The following is an 18,634-nucleotide window of genomic DNA, read 5'->3' as shown; positions in this document are numbered from 1 at the left end:
ACAAAAATTCTTTCTTTTGGTTACCTCATGTAGTATATAATAGTCTTATTAAGCTTTTTTCGAGGAAGCTGTTCGGTCCAGGAAATCGGGCCAACCCGAAAAAAGCTGGAAACCAAGAATACGGGATCAACACAGCGAATCCCGATGGGTGGTGAGGACAATCGAACTGAATAAACGACAGGAGCAGATCCTGCAAATCGTTAAGGATAACGGACCGATCACCGGGGAGCATATAGCCGAGAAACTTAACCTGACAAGAGCTACCCTGAGGCCAGACCTTGCCATCCTCACAATGGCGGGGTTTTTGGACGCCAGACCCCGAGTCGGTTATTTCTACACCGGAAAATCCGGTAATCAGCTGCTTTCTGAGAATCTCAAGAAAATCCTCGTCAGGGATTATCAGTCCATTCCGGTCGTCGTCCCTGAAAATGTATCTGTCTATGATGCGATTGTCACGATGTTCCTCGAGGATGTGGGAACATTATTCGTAGTAGACAAGGGGGCGAAGCTCGTAGGTGTCCTGTCCAGGAAAGATTTATTGAGAGCTAGCATCGGGAAGCAGGAACTGTCCACATTGCCGGTGAATATCATCATGACAAGGATGCCGAATATTACAATATGCCGCCGGGATGATCTCTTGATTGATGCGGCAAAGGAATTAATTGAAAAACAGATTGATGCCCTGCCGATCATCAAGGATACAGATGATGGATACGAGATTGTTGGAAGATTGACAAAAACAAATATCACCAAGGCATTTGTCGCCTTGGCAGAAGAATAAGAATCAAGGCAGAGAAGGGGTTGACTGGAGAATGGATAAAACACCTATTATTTATGTGGTTTCTGACTCTGTCGGCGAGACAGCAGAGCTCGTAACAAAGGCTGCCATCAGCCAATTCGAACATTTGGATGTGTCCCTGAAAAGATTTCCTTATGTTGAGGACAAAATACATATCGATGAAGTCGTCTCAATGGCCAAGCATGATGGCGGAATGATCGCCTACACACTGGTTAAGCCTGAGATAAGCGATTATCTGCAGGAGGCTGCCGGCAAAGAAGGGATTTATGCCTGCGATATCATAGGGCCGCTCATGCAGCAAATCCAGGCAGTTAGCGGTGAGACACCATTGTATGAACCTGGACTTGTCCGTAAGCTTGATGAAGATTACTTCAAAAAGGTAGAAGCCATCGAATTTGCAGTAAAATACGATGACGGCCGCGATCCAAGGGGCATACTCAAGGCGGATATCGTCCTTGTGGGAGTTTCAAGGACTTCCAAGACACCTTTATCACAATATCTGGCCCACAAGCGATACAAAGTGGCGAATGTGCCGCTTGTACCTGAAGTCGATCCTCCTGAAGAGTTATTCCTTGTTCCGAAGGAGAAATGCTTCGGCCTTAGAATAACACCAGATAAACTTAATCAGATCCGACGTGAGAGACTGATATCCCTCGGGTTGAACGACCAGGCGATTTACGCCAATATCGAAAGGATTAAAGAAGAAATCCAGTATTTCGATGGGATCGTTGAGAGAATCGGATGTCCAGTAATTGACGTGACTAATAAAGCTGTAGAGGAAACGGCCAATGTCATCCTGAATATGGTCCGCAACAAGAAAATGGACAATTAGCACATATCTCGTATGTGCTTTCTTTTTTGCATCAAAGCCTTATGATAACCCCGGAAAATTGTGAGATTATGTAAGTTAACAAATGAACTATACTTTTTCGAGAAAAAATAATGGAAATATAGGCTTTCTTATACTATAATAAAAAATTGTGATAAAAATGTATCTGATTAGGTTTAGACTTGACAGATTACGAATAAACTATTTACTATCAGTTGTCAAGATGTTGACCACGAAAAAATTCGACAAAATTCCCTGTAAAAAATACATTCCTGAAGAAGGAATATGCGGAGTGATGTAGAATTAATACTAGTAAAATCAACAGTCAGTCCCTTTTTGTGGATGCAGACTCCTGCCCGGTCATAAAGGAAATTGTCGAAATTGCTTCGAAGTTTTCCATCGAAGCTGTTTTTGTGGCTTCATACGCTCATATGAAGAATGATCTTCAGGGGCAGAACTGGGTTTTTGTCGATTCCTATAAGGAGGCTGTAGACCTTTATTTAATGAATCACGTTAAGAAAGGTGATTTTGCAGTGACGCAGGACATTGGACTTGCATCTACACTCATTGCGAAAGGGGTTTACACCATCTCCCCGAGGGGAAGTTTATACGAAGAAAATGGAATCCAGACTGCGCTGGAGTTAAGGCATATTTCTGCCAAAGCCAGGCGTCAGGGATTCTATGGGAAAGGTCCAAAGCCTTTCACCGAAAAAGACAGAGAGAAATTCATAAAGGAATTGAACATGCTTTTGTCGAATTTTAAGATATGTTCAAGGAATCACAACTAATTTGAGGTCATGCATATGGCAGAGAGGATTGCCGAGGAAAAAGTAAATGAAATCCGGCAGGCGGTTGAAATAGTCGATGTCATTGGTGATTATGTCCAATTGAAAAAGCAGGGCCGGAATTATTTTGGGCTTTGTCCATTTCATGGAGAAAATTCCCCATCATTTTCAGTTTCACCTGATAAGCAGATTTACCACTGCTTTGGTTGTGGAGCTGGCGGGAATGTTTTTTCATTCCTGATGGATATCGATGGACTGTCATTTCAGGAAGCTGCAGTAAAGCTTGCCGAAATGGCAAACATAGAACTGAAGCTCGAAGGTGCCGCTGCCAGCAGGAACCCGCAACTGCCTGAAGGTTCGAAGCAGATGATTGAAGCGCATGAACTCTTGCGTAAATTTTATCATCATTTGCTGGTAAACACAAAAGAGGGACAGGATGCACTGGAGTATCTTCTGAATAGAGGATTCACCGAGGAATCCATTGACCGGTTCCAAATAGGCTATGCCTTGCCATCCTGGGATTTTGCAGTGAAACTGCTTGAAAAAAGAGGGTTTCCTCCAGGGGTGATGGCAAAGGCTGGATTGGTCATCCAGAGGGAAAACGATGGGACATACTTTGACAGGTTCCGGAACAGGATCATGTTCCCAATCCTGGACCATCAGGGAAATACGATTGCGTTTTCAGGAAGAGCAATGGGGAACGAAGAGCCCAAATATCTAAACAGTCCCGAAACGCAAATCTTTAACAAAAGCAAAATTTTATATAATTTCCATCTTGCACGCGGCTCGATCCGGAAACAGCAGCAAGCTGTCCTGTTCGAGGGATTTGCGGATGTCATCTCCGCCAACCGTGCAGGCGTTGAAAATGGAGTCGCCACGATGGGGACTTCGTTGACAGAGGAGCATATCTCCTTGCTCAAAAGAAATGTGCAGGCTGTAACGATTTGTTACGATTCGGATAAAGCCGGCATCGAAGCGGCATTCAGGGCCTCTAACATGCTCTCGAAAGCAGGGTTCGCTGTCAGGGTCGCAACAATGCCCGACGGGATGGACCCGGACGATTTCATTAAGGTGCATGGAGAGGAAAAGTTCAGGAACGATATTATTGGATCCAGTTCTACCTTGATGGCCTTTAAACTACTGTATTACCGTCGTGGAAAAAACCTTCAGAATGAAGGAGATCGCCTTCAATATATCGAAGAAGTACTTAAAGAAATCAGCACACTCGATAAGGCAGTAGAAAAGGATCTGTACCTGCGGCAGCTGGCAAATGAATTTTCATTGTCGCTCGATGCCCTTATCCAGCAGCTTAACCAGTTGGAACAAGCATCAGCGCCCAGAAAGCAAAACCAGCCGCGGCCTGAATCAAGACCGGCGCCCTATACCAGGAAAGCAGAGCTTAAGCCTGCCTACCATACGGCTGAAAGACGGCTGATCTACCATATGATGAGAGACGCAGACGTCAGCTACAAGGTCCAGGGAATGCTCGCAGGGAACATGTTGAATATTGATGAACACCAGGCTATTATTACTTATTTATTTGCATACTATGAAAAAGGACATGACCCTGATCCAAGTGCGTTCTTAAATTATCTCCAGGATAATAAGCTAAAAAGGGTTGTTGCTGATATTGAGATGATGCCTCTGAACGAGGAAATCAGCGATCAGGAATTATCTGATTATATCAAGCAGGTCTTGAATTATCAAAAAATGTTAAAAATAAAGGAAAAAATGGCAGAACAAAAACAGGCAGAACGTCAAAACGACTTTTTGCGCGCTGCGGCAATCGCAACGGAGATCATCCAATTGCGCAAGACTTTATAAAGCTTATGCTGATTGTTTTTGATTTTTGGAAGGAGGGGGACATATGGCTGAAAAGTCAGCCCGTTCTAAAGAAGTCACCGAAAATGAAGTGACAGTTGAACAAGTGAAAGACCAGTTAACGGCACTGGGCAAGAAAACAGGCGTCCTTGCTTATGATGATATTGCAGAGAGGCTTTCTAGCTTCGAGCTGGATTCCGATCAAATGGATGAATATTACGAATTCCTCGGTGAGCAGGGAATCGAACTTGTCGGCGAAAGTGATGAGGAAGAAGATCCGGACATCAAACAGCTTGCCAAGGGCGATGAAGAATTCGACCTGAATGATTTAAGTGTCCCTCCGGGTGTCAAAATCAATGACCCGGTAAGAATGTACCTGAAGGAAATCGGCCGTGTTGACCTTCTTTCTGCAGAGGAAGAAATCAACCTCGCTGAAAGAATCGAACAAGGCGATGAAGAAGCAAAAAGACGGCTCGCCGAAGCAAACCTTCGACTTGTCGTAAGTATCGCAAAACGCTATGTCGGCAGAGGCATGCTGTTCCTTGACCTTATTCAGGAAGGGAATATGGGCTTGATCAAGGCGGTTGAGAAATTCGACTACCGTAAAGGCTTCAAGTTCAGTACCTATGCTACCTGGTGGATCCGCCAGGCCATCACCCGGGCGATCGCTGACCAGGCGAGGACAATCAGGATCCCTGTTCATATGGTTGAAACCATCAACAAATTGATCCGCGTGCAAAGGCAGCTCCTGCAGGACTTGGGCCGCGAACCAACACCTGAAGAAATCGGTGAAGACATGGACCTTTCACCAGAAAAAGTCCGTGAAATCCTTAAAATCGCCCAGGAGCCAGTTTCCCTTGAAACACCAATCGGTGAAGAAGATGATTCCCACCTTGGAGATTTCATTGAAGACCAGGACGCTACCTCTCCTTCTGAACACGCTGCATATGAGCTTCTGAAGGAACAGCTCGAGGATGTCCTTGATACGCTTACAGACCGTGAGGAGAATGTCCTGAGACTTCGTTTCGGTCTTGATGACGGCCGTACACGCACGCTTGAAGAAGTGGGCAAAGTATTCGGTGTTACACGCGAACGTATTCGCCAGATTGAAGCAAAGGCTCTGCGTAAGCTTAGACACCCAAGCAGAAGCAAGCGATTGAAAGACTTTTTAGAATAGGATTGCCAAGGAATAATTTACTTTTTAAAATAAGAGTAAATTATTCCTTTTTTTCATGGATAAATGTACCAGACAGGACGTGCCGACAAATGGATGACCATCGCAGGAAAATCATAACGAATGAAATTAAGTACTGGAAACAAAGCAGGCTGCTGCCGGATCACTATTGTGATTTCCTCCTGAACTTATATACTGAAGGAAGCACAGAGGGGGAATCAACCAGAAGAAATAGTCATGGCTCTTTAAATCCTCTTAAGATTGTCATGATCGCCATGTTATCGCTTTCAGTTTTTTTATTTTATTTTACTGAATTGTCTCTTTTTTTGCAAATCGGTTTGACAATAATTTTTGGAATAACTTCCCTGTTTACCGCTGTATATGTGCTGAAGAATGCTTTTCTTGATTTAGTCATTTTGCTTTCCTCGGCACTTCTTTTATTGATCACATCCATTCAAGCGGGTGAATTGCTTTTCCCCGGCAATCGTGCACTGCTCTACATAATTGCTGTATTCAACTGTCTTTCATGGGTAATGGCAGGTATGAAATGGAAGATGGTCTCCCTAAAAGTGTCGGGTGTTGCAGGGCTGATTGTCCTTGCAATTGCTATATTCATATAATAATTAAAAATTTAAAAGTTTTTAAATGTTGAGAATATTGTCTGTTCACCTTTATAATGTAGAATGTAAACGCATTCAATGTCTTGAGGGGGATGGAAATGAATTTTGATTTAACATCAGAGCAGACGATGATCAAAAGGACGATCAGAGAATTTGCCGAGGAGGAAGTAGCTCCAGGAGCAATTGAAAGGGATAAAACGAAACAGTTTCCGACAGAGATTTTCAAACAGCTCGGTGAACTTGGAATGCTTGGGCTGCCTTTCCCTGAGGAATACGGCGGTGCAGGAGCCGATACAGTCAGCTTCGCCATTGTCACTGAGGAGTTGAGCAGGGCATGTGCATCCACAGGGATCACCTACTCGGCGCATATTTCCCTTGGCGGGGCCCCTATTAATCTATTCGGAACCGAAGAGCAGAAGCAAAAATACCTGACACCTATCTGCACAGCGGAATCCTTGGGTGCATTTGGATTGACTGAACCAAATGCAGGCTCGGATGCAGGTGGCACTCAGACAACCGCCAAAGAAGTCGACGGTGAATACATCATCAATGGCAGCAAAAACTTCATCACCAATGCAAGCTATGCAAAACACCTGGCCATGACAGCGATCACAGGCAATAAAGATGGCAAAAAAGAAATCACTGCGATCATTGTGCCGACAGACGCACCAGGATTCACGGTTATCGATAATTATGAAAAAATGGGACTCAATGCATCGAATACCACACAGCTGGTGATGGAGGATGTACATGTACCGGTTGAGAACCTGCTTGGAAAGAAAGGGGAAGGCTTCAAGCAGTTCCTTGTGACGCTTGATGGCGGCAGGATCGGTATTGGTGCGATGGCTGTGGGCGTGGCGCAGGCTGCCTATGAGAAGGCTCTGCAGTACGCAAAGGAAAGACAGCAATTCGGGCGTCCAATCTCCCAGTTCCAGGCTATCCAGTTCAAGCTCGCTGACATGGCAATGAAAATCGAACTGGCACGGAATATGGTCTATAAAGCCGCGTGGCTGAAGGACCAGGGACGACCGTTCTCGAAGGAAGCTTCAATGTGCAAACTGTATGCTTCTGAAATCGCAATGGAAGTGGCTGACCAGGCTGTCCAGATCCATGGAGGGTACGGATATATGCGTGAGTATGAAGTCGAACGCTATATGCGGGATGCGAAGCTGCTTGAGATTGGCGAAGGCACATCCGAAGTCCAGAGAATGGTCATTGCAAGATTAATTGGCTGTTAATTGGGTACTCTAAATATGCCTCATACTTCAAAAACTTCATCAAACGATGGAGTTTTTTGTCTAAATTGTGAACAAGTGTGACAAAGTTTGCTTTTTTACTTTCCCTGTAAACGTTTTTCAAGTAAAATAATATCTGTGTGAAATCATTATTTAAATTGATGTTATACATAAGGAGGGTATATGATGAATCGCAATCCAATTATCCCGTTTGTATTGATCATGGTAATGGGAATCGGCTTGATGTTCCTGCTTTCTTTCAAGGGTCTTGGAGATTCCAAGGATCTTGCTAAAGAAGGAGAAGGCGGCAAGACAGAAGAAACAGCAGAAGTGAATCCAGAAGAGTTTTACCAGCAGACTTGTGCAGGCTGCCACGGCAACCAGTATGAAGGTGTATCTGGTCCGTCATTAAAGGGAGTAGGCAGCAAGTATTCCCAAGACGAAATCAAAGACATCCTGACAAATGGTAAAGGCAACATGCCTCCTGGAATGGCTGCAGGCAAGGAAGACCAAATGGCTGAATGGATCGTAAATGAATTGAAGTAATTTTTTAAAGGCTCTTTGCTTTTCGCAGAGGGCCTTTACTATTTTAAAACAGCTCGCAGCAGTGTTGGCCGTTGTCTTTTTCCGATGATTGGACAAGGGGTGGGCGATTTTCATATACTTATAAAATCAAAGGCTGTTTTCGTAAGATTGTTGTTAAAATCCTAAAGCCGATTTTAACCTGATAATAAGTCATTTTGTAGTTCGGAATTAAGTGTGCAGGCTCTTTTATCTTAATTGGCTTTAATTTTTGTGAATAAATATATCATTCATTCCGCAAAAAACAACAAAGTTTGAGAAAAGAGCTTTAGCAAAATATGATTTAGTAGGTGACGTTTAATGAATGCTGAAAAGCTCTCAGACCGGCTGAATGCCGTTGCAAATAATATTCCCGAAGGTGCCAGGCTTGCCGATATCGGCTCGGATCATGCCTATCTTCCTTGTTATGTCGTTAAAAAGGGGACTGTTCCTAAAGCAATTGCAGGAGAGGTCGCCAATGGACCATTCCAATCTGCGCTAGAACAGGTCAAGGAGGAAGATCTCACAGATTGGATCACCGTTCGTAAGGGTGACGGACTCGAGGTGATTGAACCCGGAGAAGTGGATTGCATTACGATTGCCGGCATGGGCGGGACATTGATTTCGTCCATTTTGGAAAAAGGAAAATCGAAGCTCGAAGGCGTCAGCAGGCTGGTATTACAGCCGAATGTAGGAAGCTTTGCTGTACGCAGGTGGCTGATCGACAATGGGTGGGAGCTTATAAGCGAGGAAATCCTGAAAGAGGATGGGAAAATTTACGAAATCCTTATCGCTGAAAAAGGTGAACCACTTAATGCTTATCATGAAATAAACCTTGAAAATGGAATTCTATTTGGCCCATTTTTATTAAGAGATAGGTCTGCAGTATTCATTGAAAAATGGAATGCAGAGGTGAAGAATTGGCAGCGGATTTTAAAGCAGCTGGATGGAGCTGTACAAAATGACGAGACGGATGGTAAGAGGAAGGAATTGAAAAAGAAACTCGAAATGGCAGAGGAGGCGTTCCAGTGAAAAAAGTGAATGGCCATGAAGTAATCCAGCTTTTTGAACAATTTTCACCTAAAGCCTTCGCGATGGAAGGCGATAAGATCGGCCTCCAGATTGGAGCATTGAACCAGCAGGTCGAAAACGTCCTGATCGCTCTGGATGTGACAGAGGAAGTGGTCGAAGAGGCGATTGCAAAGAATGTTCAATTGATCATTGCCCATCACCCGCCGATTTTCCGGCCCTTGAAAAAAATCGCGACGGACACCCCGACAGGCAGGATGATTGCCAGGCTGATCAAGCATGACATTGCAGTCTATGCTGCACATACAAATCTTGATGTGGCAAAAGGCGGCGTGAATGATCTCCTTGCCGAAGCACTCGGTCTTAAGGATCCAAAAGTCCTGGTCCCAACATACGAAGACCAGCTGAAAAAACTGGTTGTTTTTGTCCCTGAGGAAAATGCAGAGCAAATCCGCGAAGCAATAGGAAACGCAGGGGCCGGAGCAATCGGCAATTATAGCCATTGTTCCTTCTCAGCATCGGGAAAGGGGCGATTCCTGCCCGGAGAAAACACGGATCCGCATATAGGTGAACAAGGAACACTGGAAGCAGTCAATGAGGTCCGTGTTGAGACGATTTTTCCGCAGAGTATCGAAAAGAAGGTAATCCAGGCGATGATCAAAGCGCACCCTTATGAAGAGGTTGCCTATGATGTATATCGATTGGAAAATAGCGGGGAACAGCTCGGGCTGGGCAGAATCGGAAAAGTGGACGAGACGACCCTCGCAGACTATGCAAAGTTTGTAAAAGGAGCACTTGGAGTCGATCAGGTCCGCGTGGTCGGGGATTTGAATGCTAAGGTGAAAAAAGTAGCGGTCCTTGGCGGTGATGGGAATAAATATTTCACTCAGGCAAAGTTCCGCGGAGCTGATGTGTACATCACTGGAGATATTTACTATCACACTGCGCATGACGCCCTGATGGACGGCTTGAACATGATTGACCCGGGGCATAATGTCGAAAAAATCATGAAAAAAGGAACCGCCGCCGTCATGGAAAGACTCAGTAAGGAAAAAGGCTATGAAGTCCAGTTCATTGCTTCGGAAATTGACACAAACCCCTTTACCTTTATCTAAATACAGAAAACTGGGGTCTCCTGTCTGTTTGGAAGGCAGGAGCAGTGCCGATGGTCCCGAAAAAAGCAGCCCGAATTCATTCGGGCTGCTTTCATCTTATACACTTGCTTCGGTTTTCTTAACCTTTGGCAGGATTTTAGAGAGTGGTACCTTTTTCTCTTTTATCCAGGTTGCTTCGTTTTCCTGATCAAACTGTTGAAGGAAAGTGATGACCTCTTTGGTGATTGGTGTTGGAGTCGATGCGCCGGAAGTAACGGCTACTGTTTCGGCACCCTTGATCCAATCTGTGTCAAGCTCGGTAATATCGGCAATCCGATAGGCTTTTGTCCCGGCAATCTCTTCGGACACCTGGGCGAGGCGGTTGGAGTTGTTGCTCTTCGGATCACCTACGACAATCAGGACATCCGCTTCTTTCGCCTGCTCTGCCACTGCTTCCTGGCGTACCTGAGTCGCCATGCAGATTTCTCTGTGCACCTCTGAGTGAGGATACTTTTCTTTCACTTTCTCCATAATCTCGGCAACGTCCCACTGGCTCATCGTTGTCTGGTTGGTGACAATCAATTTCTCAGCTCGAAGATTCAATGCTTCCACATCTGCTGCTGTTTCCACAAGATGGACGATTCCTGGGGCAACACCTACGGCACCCTCTGGTTCTGGATGGCCTTTTTTGCCAATGTAAATAACTTCGAAACCTTCTTTTTCCTTTTGACGTATCAGGTTATGGGTGTTCGTAACATCCGGACATGTAGCATCGATTGATACCAGCCCTTTTTTCGTGGCAAGCTCCCTGACCTCAGGGGAGATTCCATGCGCAGTGAAAATAACTGTACCGCCCTCAACTTTTTCGATGATCTCCTTGCGGTTGTTTCCGTCAAGAGTGATGATACCTTCTTCTTCGAAAGCATCGGTAACATGCTTGTTATGGACAATCATCCCTAGTATATATATAGGTCGCGGCAAGCTTTTATCAAGTGCAGCATTGCGGGCAATGACCATTGCGTCGACAACGCCATAGCAATAGCCGCGGGGCGATATTTTAATTACATTCATTGAGTCATCCTCCTAAGAATACCTCTGATTCTTTCTTTTATTATATAAAACTTATAGAAAGATTACAAAAGTGTATTCCAGGAAGGAAGAATTAACTATTCTTCAGATTAAATGAAAAGTTTCGGAGTTGATGCCCCGTTGGTGCTCTTCTTTTGGGCTGGTTTGTCCGAAGCAGCAGGCTTTTCGGCTTTTACTGCCTTTTTCTTTTTCTTGTTTGTTTCTGGCTGATCTGTCTCCGCTTCCGTTGTTTGTTCATCTGCATCCGGAAGATCCTTCAATCCTCGATAAAGTTTCCACATTGATGGCAGATTGCGGACAAGCGGACCGTATTGCTGGATCATCGGACCGAACTGCTGTGCCGTGCCCAAAACCTTTTGCGTGTTCGTAAGAAAACCGTTCAGTGCGGATGGATCAGCGAGACTCTTTAAGATACCGCCGCCTGAGGCCGCTCCCCTTGTCGCTGTATTAGCTCCAGTCAGGAAACCTCCTGGACCGTTCCCCTGGCCGGTGCTTCTGCCTAATATCTTCGAGAGCAGTCCGCCACCTTGCCTTGAGCGCATATTCCTGCCCCCCATGCGGGGCATCTGGCCCTGCGGCATCATGGGTACCTGGCCGAATGGATTTGATTGCATCGGACGCGGGCCCATTCCTGGTCCTCCCATCATGCGGGGGCCTTGAAAGCGATTCGGCATTCCGCGTGGATTCATACGGGGTCCTTGTAGCATTGCGACCCCTCCTTTCCCAATATTTCATCTCCTATTAGAATATGCGGGAAGTCCGGAATGGTTTAAGGAAAAAAGTATGTCGCGAAACAGGTTTGTTTTTTTCAAAGGAAAGGTTAAGATAGTACTGATTGGAGATTTTCTGCAATCTTTATTATAATTACAGGATGAACCTGAAAAAAAACAGCTTACGGAACAGGCTGTAATCCCGGGAATTCTTGCGGGACAGGGGAAAAGAAGGAGATTTTCAATGAGTGAAACAAAATTTACACGTTATGAACTGAAGCCGTTCATTATAGATGCAATCAATAAATTAGGCTTTTACGAGCCGACCGAGATCCAGGAACGTTTGATTCCGACTGTGCTGAAAGGTGACAGCGCAATCGGTCAATCACAGACAGGCACGGGTAAGACGCATGCCTATGTACTGCCAATCATGGACAAGCTTGATGCTTCACGCAATGAAGTACAGGCAATCATCGCGGCGCCGACACGCGAACTTGCGAACCAGATTTATCATGAAGTCCTAAAAATTGCTGAACATGCTCCTGAGGGAGAGCGGATCACTGCCCGCTGCTATATTGGCGGAACGGATAAGCAAAGAACGATCGAGAAGCTGAAGACCCAGCCGCAAATCGTGATTGGGACGCCTGGCAGGATCAACGACCTCGTGAAGGAAAATGCTTTGTTTGTGCATACAGCCAATATCCTCGTTATTGATGAGGCAGATTTGATGCTCGATATGGGATTCATCGAGGACATCGACCAATTTGCATCCCGCATGCCGGAAAAGCTCCAGATGCTCGTATTCTCGGCTACTATTCCTGAAAAACTTAAACCGTTTTTGAAAAAGTACATGGAAAACCCTAAATACGTCCAGATCGATCCTAAACAAGCCACAGCGGCGAAGATAGAACATATTCTCCTGCCTTCAAGGCACCGGGATAAAATAGGCCTTGTGCACTCTGCACTGCTGGCATACAATCCATATTTGGGGATTGTTTTCGCGAATACAAAGAAAAAAGCGGATGAAATCGCGGATGGTCTGATTCAAAAGGGCATGAAGGTCGGCCGTATCCATGGTGACCTCAGTCCGAGAGAACGTAAACGGGTCATGAAGCAAATCAAGGACCTTGAGTTCCAGTACCTTGTTGCGACTGACCTCGCTGCAAGAGGAATCGACATCGAGGGCATCAGCCATGTCATCAACTACGAACTGCCAACGGACCTTGATTTTTATATCCACAGGGTCGGAAGGACTGCGCGTGCCGGCTCCTCAGGGGTAGCATTGACAATCTACGAGCAAAGCGATGAAGATGCACTGGTGCGCCTGGAAAAAATGGGCATCACTTTCAAACACATCGATTTGAAAAAAGGTGAATTCACCGAAATAGAAGAGCGGAACAGAAGACAGAACCGCAAGAAGAAGGAAACAGCAGGCGAGGCGAAGGCAAAGACGCTTGTCTCCAAGCCTAAAAAGGTAAAACCAGGCTATAAAAAGAAGATGAAATATGAAATGGATAAAATCAAAAAACGCGAAAACCGTATTCAGAAAAGAAATAAATAAAGGGATTTAGGAGAGATCTAGATGTTAATTGGCTCACATGTTTCAATGAGCGGCAAGAAAATGCTGCTAGCAGCGAGCGAAGAAGCTGTCTCATATGGTGCAAATACTTTCATGATCTATACGGGAGCACCGCAGAATACGAGAAGGAAGAAAATCGAGGACCTGAACATTGAAGCAGGGCGCCTGCATATGGAGCAGAATGGCATCACAGAAATCGTTGTCCATGCTCCATATATCATCAATATCGGGAACACACAAAATCCCGATACTTTCGATTTGGGCGTGAGATTTTTGCGGAGTGAAATCGACAGGACCGATGCGATTGGCGCCAGGCAGATCGTGCTTCATCCAGGGGCGCACGTGGGCGCGGGAGCAGACAAGGGTATTGAGAAAATCATTGAAGGCCTGAATGAAGTCCTTAGCGCGGATGATAAAGTCCAAATCGCTCTGGAAACAATGGCCGGAAAAGGCTCAGAATGCGGTAAGTCTTTTGAAGAGCTGGCGATGATCATCGACGGTGTCAAACATAATGACAAGCTTTCTGTCTGCTTCGATACATGCCATACACATGACGCAGGCTATCAAATCGTCGAGGATTTCGATGGCGTGTTGAACGAATTCGATAAAATCATTGGACTCGACAGGCTAAAAGTCATGCACATCAATGACAGCAAGAATGAGTTCGGTACCCGGAAAGACCGCCATGAGAATATCGGGTTCGGCCATATCGGATTCGAAGCATTGAACTACATCGTCCATCACCCGCAACTGACGCATGTCCCTAAAATCCTTGAAACACCATTTGTGGGTCCTGACAAGAATAGCAAAAAAGCGCCTTACAAACATGAAATTGCGATGCTGAAAAACAAGCAATTCGAAGAAAACCTGCTAGACACCATCATGAATGACTAAACAAACGCTGTGGACCAGTTCCGCAGCGTTTTTTCTTTTTGGCTCTGTTAATGCCAAATGATGTTTTTACACCTGTTGATTGTAGTGGAAGGTGCGTAGACTCCTCCGAAAATGCTAACGCATTTCCATCGTGCGTGGGCAAACTCGAGGAAGCCCATTCAGTGTCCTGCGGGCGCAGCTGGTCAGGTGAGACCCCGCAGGAGCAAAGCGACGAGGAGGCTCAGCGCCAGCCCCGAGGAAGAATTGTTTATGAAAAAGACGGCAATTGGTCTTTTTCATATTCTTCCCGCGGAAAGCGAAGCGCCTGGAACGAAAATCAACAGTCTTGTTTAACAGAGCCTTCTTTTTAGTAGGGGTTAGAGGAAATCAGGGAAATAATATCAGGCATGGGGGACAGAAATGGGGGAAAAAAGGGGGAAGACTCATGATGGACAGAAATAGCGAAGAAAAGGGAAAAAGTGTCCGTCATCAAGTTCATGATGGACAAAAATGGCGGATAAAAAGGAAAAAGTATCTGTCATCAAGTCCATGACAGACAAAAACAATGATGAAAAAAAAAAGTGTCCATCATCAGGCCAATGACGGACACATACTATTATTTTGTGAATTTTATAAACAACTTATTGACTTCCCGTGCTGTTTCGGGGTTGGTGATTCTCGCGATTTGCTTGATGAGTGCCGTTCTTTCTGAATCATTAAAAATATTGACCCTTTTTCCGCGTAAGTATCCGGCGATCTTGTCTGCCTGTGCCTTTGTTATGGAAATATTGAATTGAGAGGCGTATTTCAGCAGTTCATCCGCCGTTATGCTGCCTATCTTATGGTTAATGATATTTTCAAAAATAGCCAAAGATCATCACTCCTTCATAGTAGGGTATGTGCCCAGTTCTAAAATCGTGACAATTTTCTTGGATGGTAAGTTCTTTTGTTTACTTTATTGTCCTTAAGAGATATACTACTTAAAGTAAATCGGAATGATTCTTATTTTGCAGGTGATGAAAGTGGAAATGAATGATTACATCGTCCAGGTACAGGATGTCTATTATCGATACGATAAAGAGAATGTACTTGAAAATATAAACCTGTCTATTCATAGAGGCAGCTTTTTGGCAATCGTTGGTCCCAATGGATCGGGAAAGTCGACTTTGCTGAAGCTGATGCTTGGCCTCATCAAACCGCAAACAGGCACCATCCGTCTGTTTGGACAGGATATCAATAAATTCAGGGAGCAGCATAAAATCGGGTTTGTGTCGCAAAAGGCCAATTCCTTCAACACAGGTTTCCCTGCTACCGTTTTTGAGGTGGTGGCCAGCGGGTTGACGAAAAAACTCGGGCTGTTCAACTTTTTAAAAAAGACTGATCATATAAAAATTAAACAGGCCATCGAATCTGTCGGGATGGAAAAATTCCTGGACCGAAATATCGGGGAGCTGTCCGGCGGCCAACAGCAAAGGGTATTCATCGCCAGGGCACTGGTGAGCGAACCTGAATTGCTGATCCTGGATGAGCCGACGGTCGGTGTCGATGTCCAGAATGTGAACTCCTTTTATGAAATGCTCGAAACGCTCAATAAGGAGAAGGGGATTACATTGCTTCTGGTGACGCACGATATCGGCACGATTTCCGAGAAAGTCACAAATGTAGCATGCTTGAATAAAAATATGCATTTCCATGGAAGTGCAGAGGAATTCGAACAATTGAAGCTGAATGATGTGTCAGAAATTTATGGGCATGATGTTCATGTATTGACCCATGATCATCATCACCATCACGGGGGAGGGCACGATCATGATTAGTGGACTGATGCATTACGAATTTTTACAGAATGCTGTTTTGACCGGCATGATCATTGGTGTGATCGCTCCCCTTCTTGGTGTTTTCATTGTTGTAAGAAGGCTTTCCCTTATAGCGGATGCCCTTAGCCATGTTACCCTGGCGGGGATTGCAGCAAGCCTGCTGCTTGAGAAAAAGTTCATGGTCTTCAGCGGCCTCAACCCGCTTTATATGGGGATGGCTTTTTCGGTTGGCGGATCGCTGTTCATTGAAAAACTCCGCACGGTTTATAAGCATTATCAGGAACTGGCCATACCGATCATCCTTTCGGGTGGAATCGGTCTTGGAGTCATATTCATTTCACTTGCCGATGGCTTCAATACAGATTTGTTCAGCTATTTATTTGGAAGCGTGAGCGCGGTGAGCAGAGCGGATCTCTGGACCATCCTTGTCATAAGTATCCTGGTGATCGCGCTTGTTGCTTTGCTATACAAGGAACTGTTCCTGCTATCATTCGATGAAGAATATGCGAGGGCAACCGGTATTGCCGCAAAGTCATTGCACTTTATTTTCATCATCATGGTGGCTCTGGTGATCGCCGCTTCAATGAGGATTGTTGGCATCCTGCTTGTTTCCTCCCTGATGACATTGCCGGTGGCAGCAAGCATCCGGTTCGCCAAAGGATTTAAGCAGACGATCTTCTTTTCCATCCTGTTCGGTGAGGTTTCAGTGCTGGGCGGCTTAGTCCTGTCATATTATCTGGACCTCGCTCCTGGTGGAACCATTGTGATGATTGCTGTGTTCATCCTTGTACTGGTCATTTGGCTAAAAAAACGCAGTACAACAAGAACGGTATAAAGAGGTGATACCATGAATGTGAATGAAGCGATGAACCTGCTTAAGGAGCAGGGGTATAAACATACTGGAAAGCGCGAGGATATGCTCCAGATGTTTTCCGACCATGATAAGTATTTGACCGCACGTGATGTCCTTGAACAAATGAAGGAGAATTATCCTGGACTGTCATTTGATACGATCTATCGTAATTTAAGTGTGTTTGTCGAGTTGGGAATTCTGGAGATGACTGAACTGTCAGGAGAAAAACATTTCCGTTTCACCTGTTCGCATAAGGAACATCATCACCATTTCATCTGCCTTGACTGCGGAAAAACAAAAGAGATTGAAACCTGCCCCATGAGAAATATCGAATCAAGCTTTAAGGGTTATGATATTTCGGGCCATAAATTTGAAATTTACGGAAGATGCCCTGATTGCATACAATAGGTCCTTCTTCCTTTGCCCAATAAAGAAATGAAAAAAACGGCCATCCATAAATGGCCGTTTAACTGTTTTCTATCCAATTTCTTACCCACTCATTGGCTTCCTGCCAGTTGTTTACCCGGATGACACCATCAGGGATTGGCTCCTGGTTATATGGGGTGTCAAAAAGGATGACTGGAATCTTCAGTTCTTCATGCAAGTTGACCGCATTATCATGTTTGTCCTCAAAGAAAATATCCACATCGTATTTCTGTGCTGCCTGGATTTTATCATGTGAACCAATCAGGTGAATATCATGATATTTTAGTTCATTGGCAGTAAACCACTCTTGAGTAAGTTCAAGTAAATATGTGTCCCTCGCGCTGATGAAATACAATTCATGCTCCTGCTCCCAGCTTTTCAGGATTTCTTTGGCTCCGGCTGCTAAAGGTGATTTGGAATAGATGACTGGTTCCATTTTTTTGAACCAGGCTGCAAACTCTTTCTCAGTGACAGATACAAGCGGCATAAAATCATACTGCTTGATATCATCAAGGGTGATATCCAAATGAAATGCTTCGTTCAAATATGGTACAAAGGTAGTGGGACAGGTGACTGTCCCATCAATATCTATGCCAAAACGTTTTTTCATCAATCTGCTCCTTAAATATTATCTCCCTTAATCTTACCAAATGTTTAAAGCGTGCAAAAGATTTACTTTTCCAGCGCCTTAGACAAACATTGCCATGATGAAAAACAATCCGCTCGTAAACAATAATAAATGCTCCACTTAAGAAAGCGAGGGATTAAAGTGGCAGACCAAGAACGAAAACAGATTGGTACCGAATATATTACTGAACCTAAGCAGGATGTCATTACAATAAGGGATGCGCGTGATGAGATTTACCAGGAGGAAACAGCAACAGAACTGTATACTCCCGCTCGTGATGAGCATTATCAGGAAATGACAGCAATCGCTGGACCTGGAAGGGGTGATCACTATCAGGAAATGACGGCAATCGCCGGACCTGGAAGAGATGATCACTATCAGGAGATGACAGCGATTGCCGGGCCCGTTCATGAAGAACATTATGATGAAGAGACAGCGGCTGAGATCGCTGTTCCTGCACCCCCTGCGATCAGAAGAAGGTCAGAAGAAGAAAGTACAACTGGAGGACGGGGGCTTGCATACTCAGCTCTTGCCCTATCGATCTTGTCGCTGTTTATTTTACCTGTTCTTTTCGGAGCAGCTGGAATTGTCCTTGGCTTCATGGCCCGCCGCCGTGGTTCCTCAATCGGCAGCTGGGCAATTGGCATCGGGACAATCTCGATTCTGGTTGGCATCTTCATTCTTCCGTTCTTTTGACGGGAAATGCCAAAAA

At 45.0% G+C, this 18,634-nt stretch carries 20 protein-coding genes; 16 read left to right on the top strand and 4 right to left on the bottom strand.

Annotation, left to right across the window (positions count from 1 at the left end; all coding sequences use genetic code 11):
- The first annotated feature begins 151 nt into the window (after positions 1–151).
- The 10 genes from ACNAZ4_RS12850 to ACNAZ4_RS12805 all read left to right on the top strand — a co-directional run bounded on the left by ACNAZ4_RS12850 (position 152) and on the right by ACNAZ4_RS12805 (position 9,968).
- Complete coding sequence (locus ACNAZ4_RS12850; protein ID WP_415814944.1) at positions 152–781, top strand: helix-turn-helix transcriptional regulator; 630 nt, start codon at positions 152–154, stop codon at positions 779–781.
- Between the two features lie 31 nt (positions 782–812).
- Entirely contained in the window at positions 813–1,631 is an 819-nt protein-coding gene (locus ACNAZ4_RS12845) for a pyruvate, water dikinase regulatory protein (RefSeq protein ID WP_415814943.1), read from the top strand.
- A gap of 335 nt (positions 1,632–1,966) precedes the next feature.
- The gene (locus tag ACNAZ4_RS12840; RefSeq protein ID WP_415814942.1) at positions 1,967–2,416 is read left to right on the top strand and encodes a YaiI/YqxD family protein; all 450 of its coding nucleotides are present in this window, start codon (positions 1,967–1,969) and stop codon (positions 2,414–2,416) included.
- 15 nt (positions 2,417–2,431) lie between these two features.
- Positions 2,432–4,237, top strand: coding sequence for a DNA primase (gene dnaG / locus ACNAZ4_RS12835; RefSeq protein ID WP_415814941.1), 1,806 nt, complete (start codon positions 2,432–2,434; stop codon positions 4,235–4,237).
- Between the two features lie 43 nt (positions 4,238–4,280).
- Complete coding sequence (rpoD, locus tag ACNAZ4_RS12830; protein WP_079509781.1) at positions 4,281–5,411, top strand: RNA polymerase sigma factor RpoD; 1,131 nt, start codon at positions 4,281–4,283, stop codon at positions 5,409–5,411.
- 89 nt (positions 5,412–5,500) lie between these two features.
- A complete protein-coding gene (locus ACNAZ4_RS12825) occupies positions 5,501–6,028 on the top strand; it encodes a hypothetical protein (protein ID WP_415814940.1) in 528 nt (175 codons plus the stop codon).
- Positions 6,029–6,126: 98 nt separating this feature from the next.
- A complete protein-coding gene (locus ACNAZ4_RS12820; RefSeq protein WP_415814939.1) occupies positions 6,127–7,266 on the top strand; it encodes an acyl-CoA dehydrogenase family protein in 1,140 nt (379 codons plus the stop codon).
- Between the two features lie 183 nt (positions 7,267–7,449).
- The gene (gene cccA / locus ACNAZ4_RS12815) at positions 7,450–7,809 is read left to right on the top strand and encodes a cytochrome c550 (RefSeq protein ID WP_415815149.1); all 360 of its coding nucleotides are present in this window, start codon (positions 7,450–7,452) and stop codon (positions 7,807–7,809) included.
- Positions 7,810–8,145: 336 nt separating this feature from the next.
- Positions 8,146–8,856, top strand: a complete 711-nt coding sequence (locus ACNAZ4_RS12810; RefSeq protein ID WP_415814938.1) for a tRNA (adenine(22)-N(1))-methyltransferase — start codon at positions 8,146–8,148, stop codon at positions 8,854–8,856.
- Entirely contained in the window at positions 8,853–9,968 is a 1,116-nt protein-coding gene (locus tag ACNAZ4_RS12805; protein WP_415814937.1) for a Nif3-like dinuclear metal center hexameric protein, read from the top strand. Before ACNAZ4_RS12810 ends, ACNAZ4_RS12805 begins: the two co-directional genes overlap by 4 nt.
- 96 nt (positions 9,969–10,064) lie before the next feature.
- Here the strand turns inward: ACNAZ4_RS12805 and ACNAZ4_RS12800 are convergent, their stop codons facing one another.
- Together ACNAZ4_RS12800 and vrrA are read right to left on the bottom strand one after the other, a co-directional pair.
- Entirely contained in the window at positions 10,065–11,018 is a 954-nt protein-coding gene (locus ACNAZ4_RS12800; protein ID WP_415814936.1) for a 4-hydroxy-3-methylbut-2-enyl diphosphate reductase, read from the bottom strand.
- Positions 11,019–11,125: 107 nt separating this feature from the next.
- Positions 11,126–11,743 (bottom strand): VrrA/YqfQ family protein, encoded by a 618-nt coding sequence (gene vrrA, locus ACNAZ4_RS12795; protein WP_415814935.1) that lies wholly within the window; start codon positions 11,741–11,743, stop codon positions 11,126–11,128.
- Between the two features lie 247 nt (positions 11,744–11,990).
- On the opposite strand from vrrA, the gene ACNAZ4_RS12790 reads away from it, so the two are divergent.
- Both ACNAZ4_RS12790 and ACNAZ4_RS12785 read left to right on the top strand, forming a co-directional pair.
- Positions 11,991–13,307 (top strand): DEAD/DEAH box helicase, encoded by a 1,317-nt coding sequence (locus tag ACNAZ4_RS12790; protein ID WP_415814934.1) that lies wholly within the window; start codon positions 11,991–11,993, stop codon positions 13,305–13,307.
- Between the two features lie 21 nt (positions 13,308–13,328).
- Entirely contained in the window at positions 13,329–14,219 is an 891-nt protein-coding gene (locus ACNAZ4_RS12785; RefSeq protein ID WP_415814933.1) for a deoxyribonuclease IV, read from the top strand.
- Positions 14,220–14,814: 595 nt separating this feature from the next.
- Here the strand turns inward: ACNAZ4_RS12785 and ACNAZ4_RS12780 are convergent.
- The gene (locus tag ACNAZ4_RS12780; RefSeq protein WP_415814932.1) at positions 14,815–15,069 is read right to left on the bottom strand and encodes a DUF2624 domain-containing protein; all 255 of its coding nucleotides are present in this window, start codon (positions 15,067–15,069) and stop codon (positions 14,815–14,817) included.
- Positions 15,070–15,226: 157 nt separating this feature from the next.
- Between ACNAZ4_RS12780 and ACNAZ4_RS12775 the strand changes: the two genes are divergently transcribed.
- Genes ACNAZ4_RS12775 through ACNAZ4_RS12765 form a run of 3 tightly spaced genes read left to right on the top strand, consistent with a single transcriptional unit; the run spans position 15,227 to position 17,276 of the window.
- Entirely contained in the window at positions 15,227–16,015 is a 789-nt protein-coding gene (locus ACNAZ4_RS12775; protein ID WP_415815148.1) for a metal ABC transporter ATP-binding protein, read from the top strand.
- Positions 16,008–16,850, top strand: coding sequence for a metal ABC transporter permease (locus ACNAZ4_RS12770; protein WP_415814931.1), 843 nt, complete (start codon positions 16,008–16,010; stop codon positions 16,848–16,850). Before ACNAZ4_RS12775 ends, ACNAZ4_RS12770 begins: the two co-directional genes overlap by 8 nt.
- Before the next feature lie 12 nt (positions 16,851–16,862).
- Positions 16,863–17,276, top strand: coding sequence for a Fur family transcriptional regulator (locus tag ACNAZ4_RS12765; protein ID WP_415814930.1), 414 nt, complete (start codon positions 16,863–16,865; stop codon positions 17,274–17,276).
- A 58-nt stretch (positions 17,277–17,334) separates the two neighbouring features.
- Here the strand turns inward: ACNAZ4_RS12765 and ACNAZ4_RS12760 are convergent, their stop codons facing one another.
- Positions 17,335–17,904 (bottom strand): 5' nucleotidase, NT5C type, encoded by a 570-nt coding sequence (locus ACNAZ4_RS12760; protein WP_415814929.1) that lies wholly within the window; start codon positions 17,902–17,904, stop codon positions 17,335–17,337.
- A 357-nt stretch (positions 17,905–18,261) separates the two neighbouring features.
- Here ACNAZ4_RS12760 and ACNAZ4_RS12755 point away from each other — a divergent pair, with 357 nt between their 5' ends.
- Positions 18,262–18,618, top strand: a complete 357-nt coding sequence (locus ACNAZ4_RS12755) for a hypothetical protein (RefSeq protein WP_415815147.1) — start codon at positions 18,262–18,264, stop codon at positions 18,616–18,618.
- Positions 18,619–18,634: the final 16 nt, after the last annotated feature.

This window comes from Mesobacillus thioparans (assembly GCF_965138835.1).
Taxonomy (GTDB): domain Bacteria; phylum Bacillota; class Bacilli; order Bacillales; family Cytobacillaceae; genus Mesobacillus; species Mesobacillus thioparans.
This window is presented reverse-complemented; position numbering and strand designations above follow the sequence as displayed.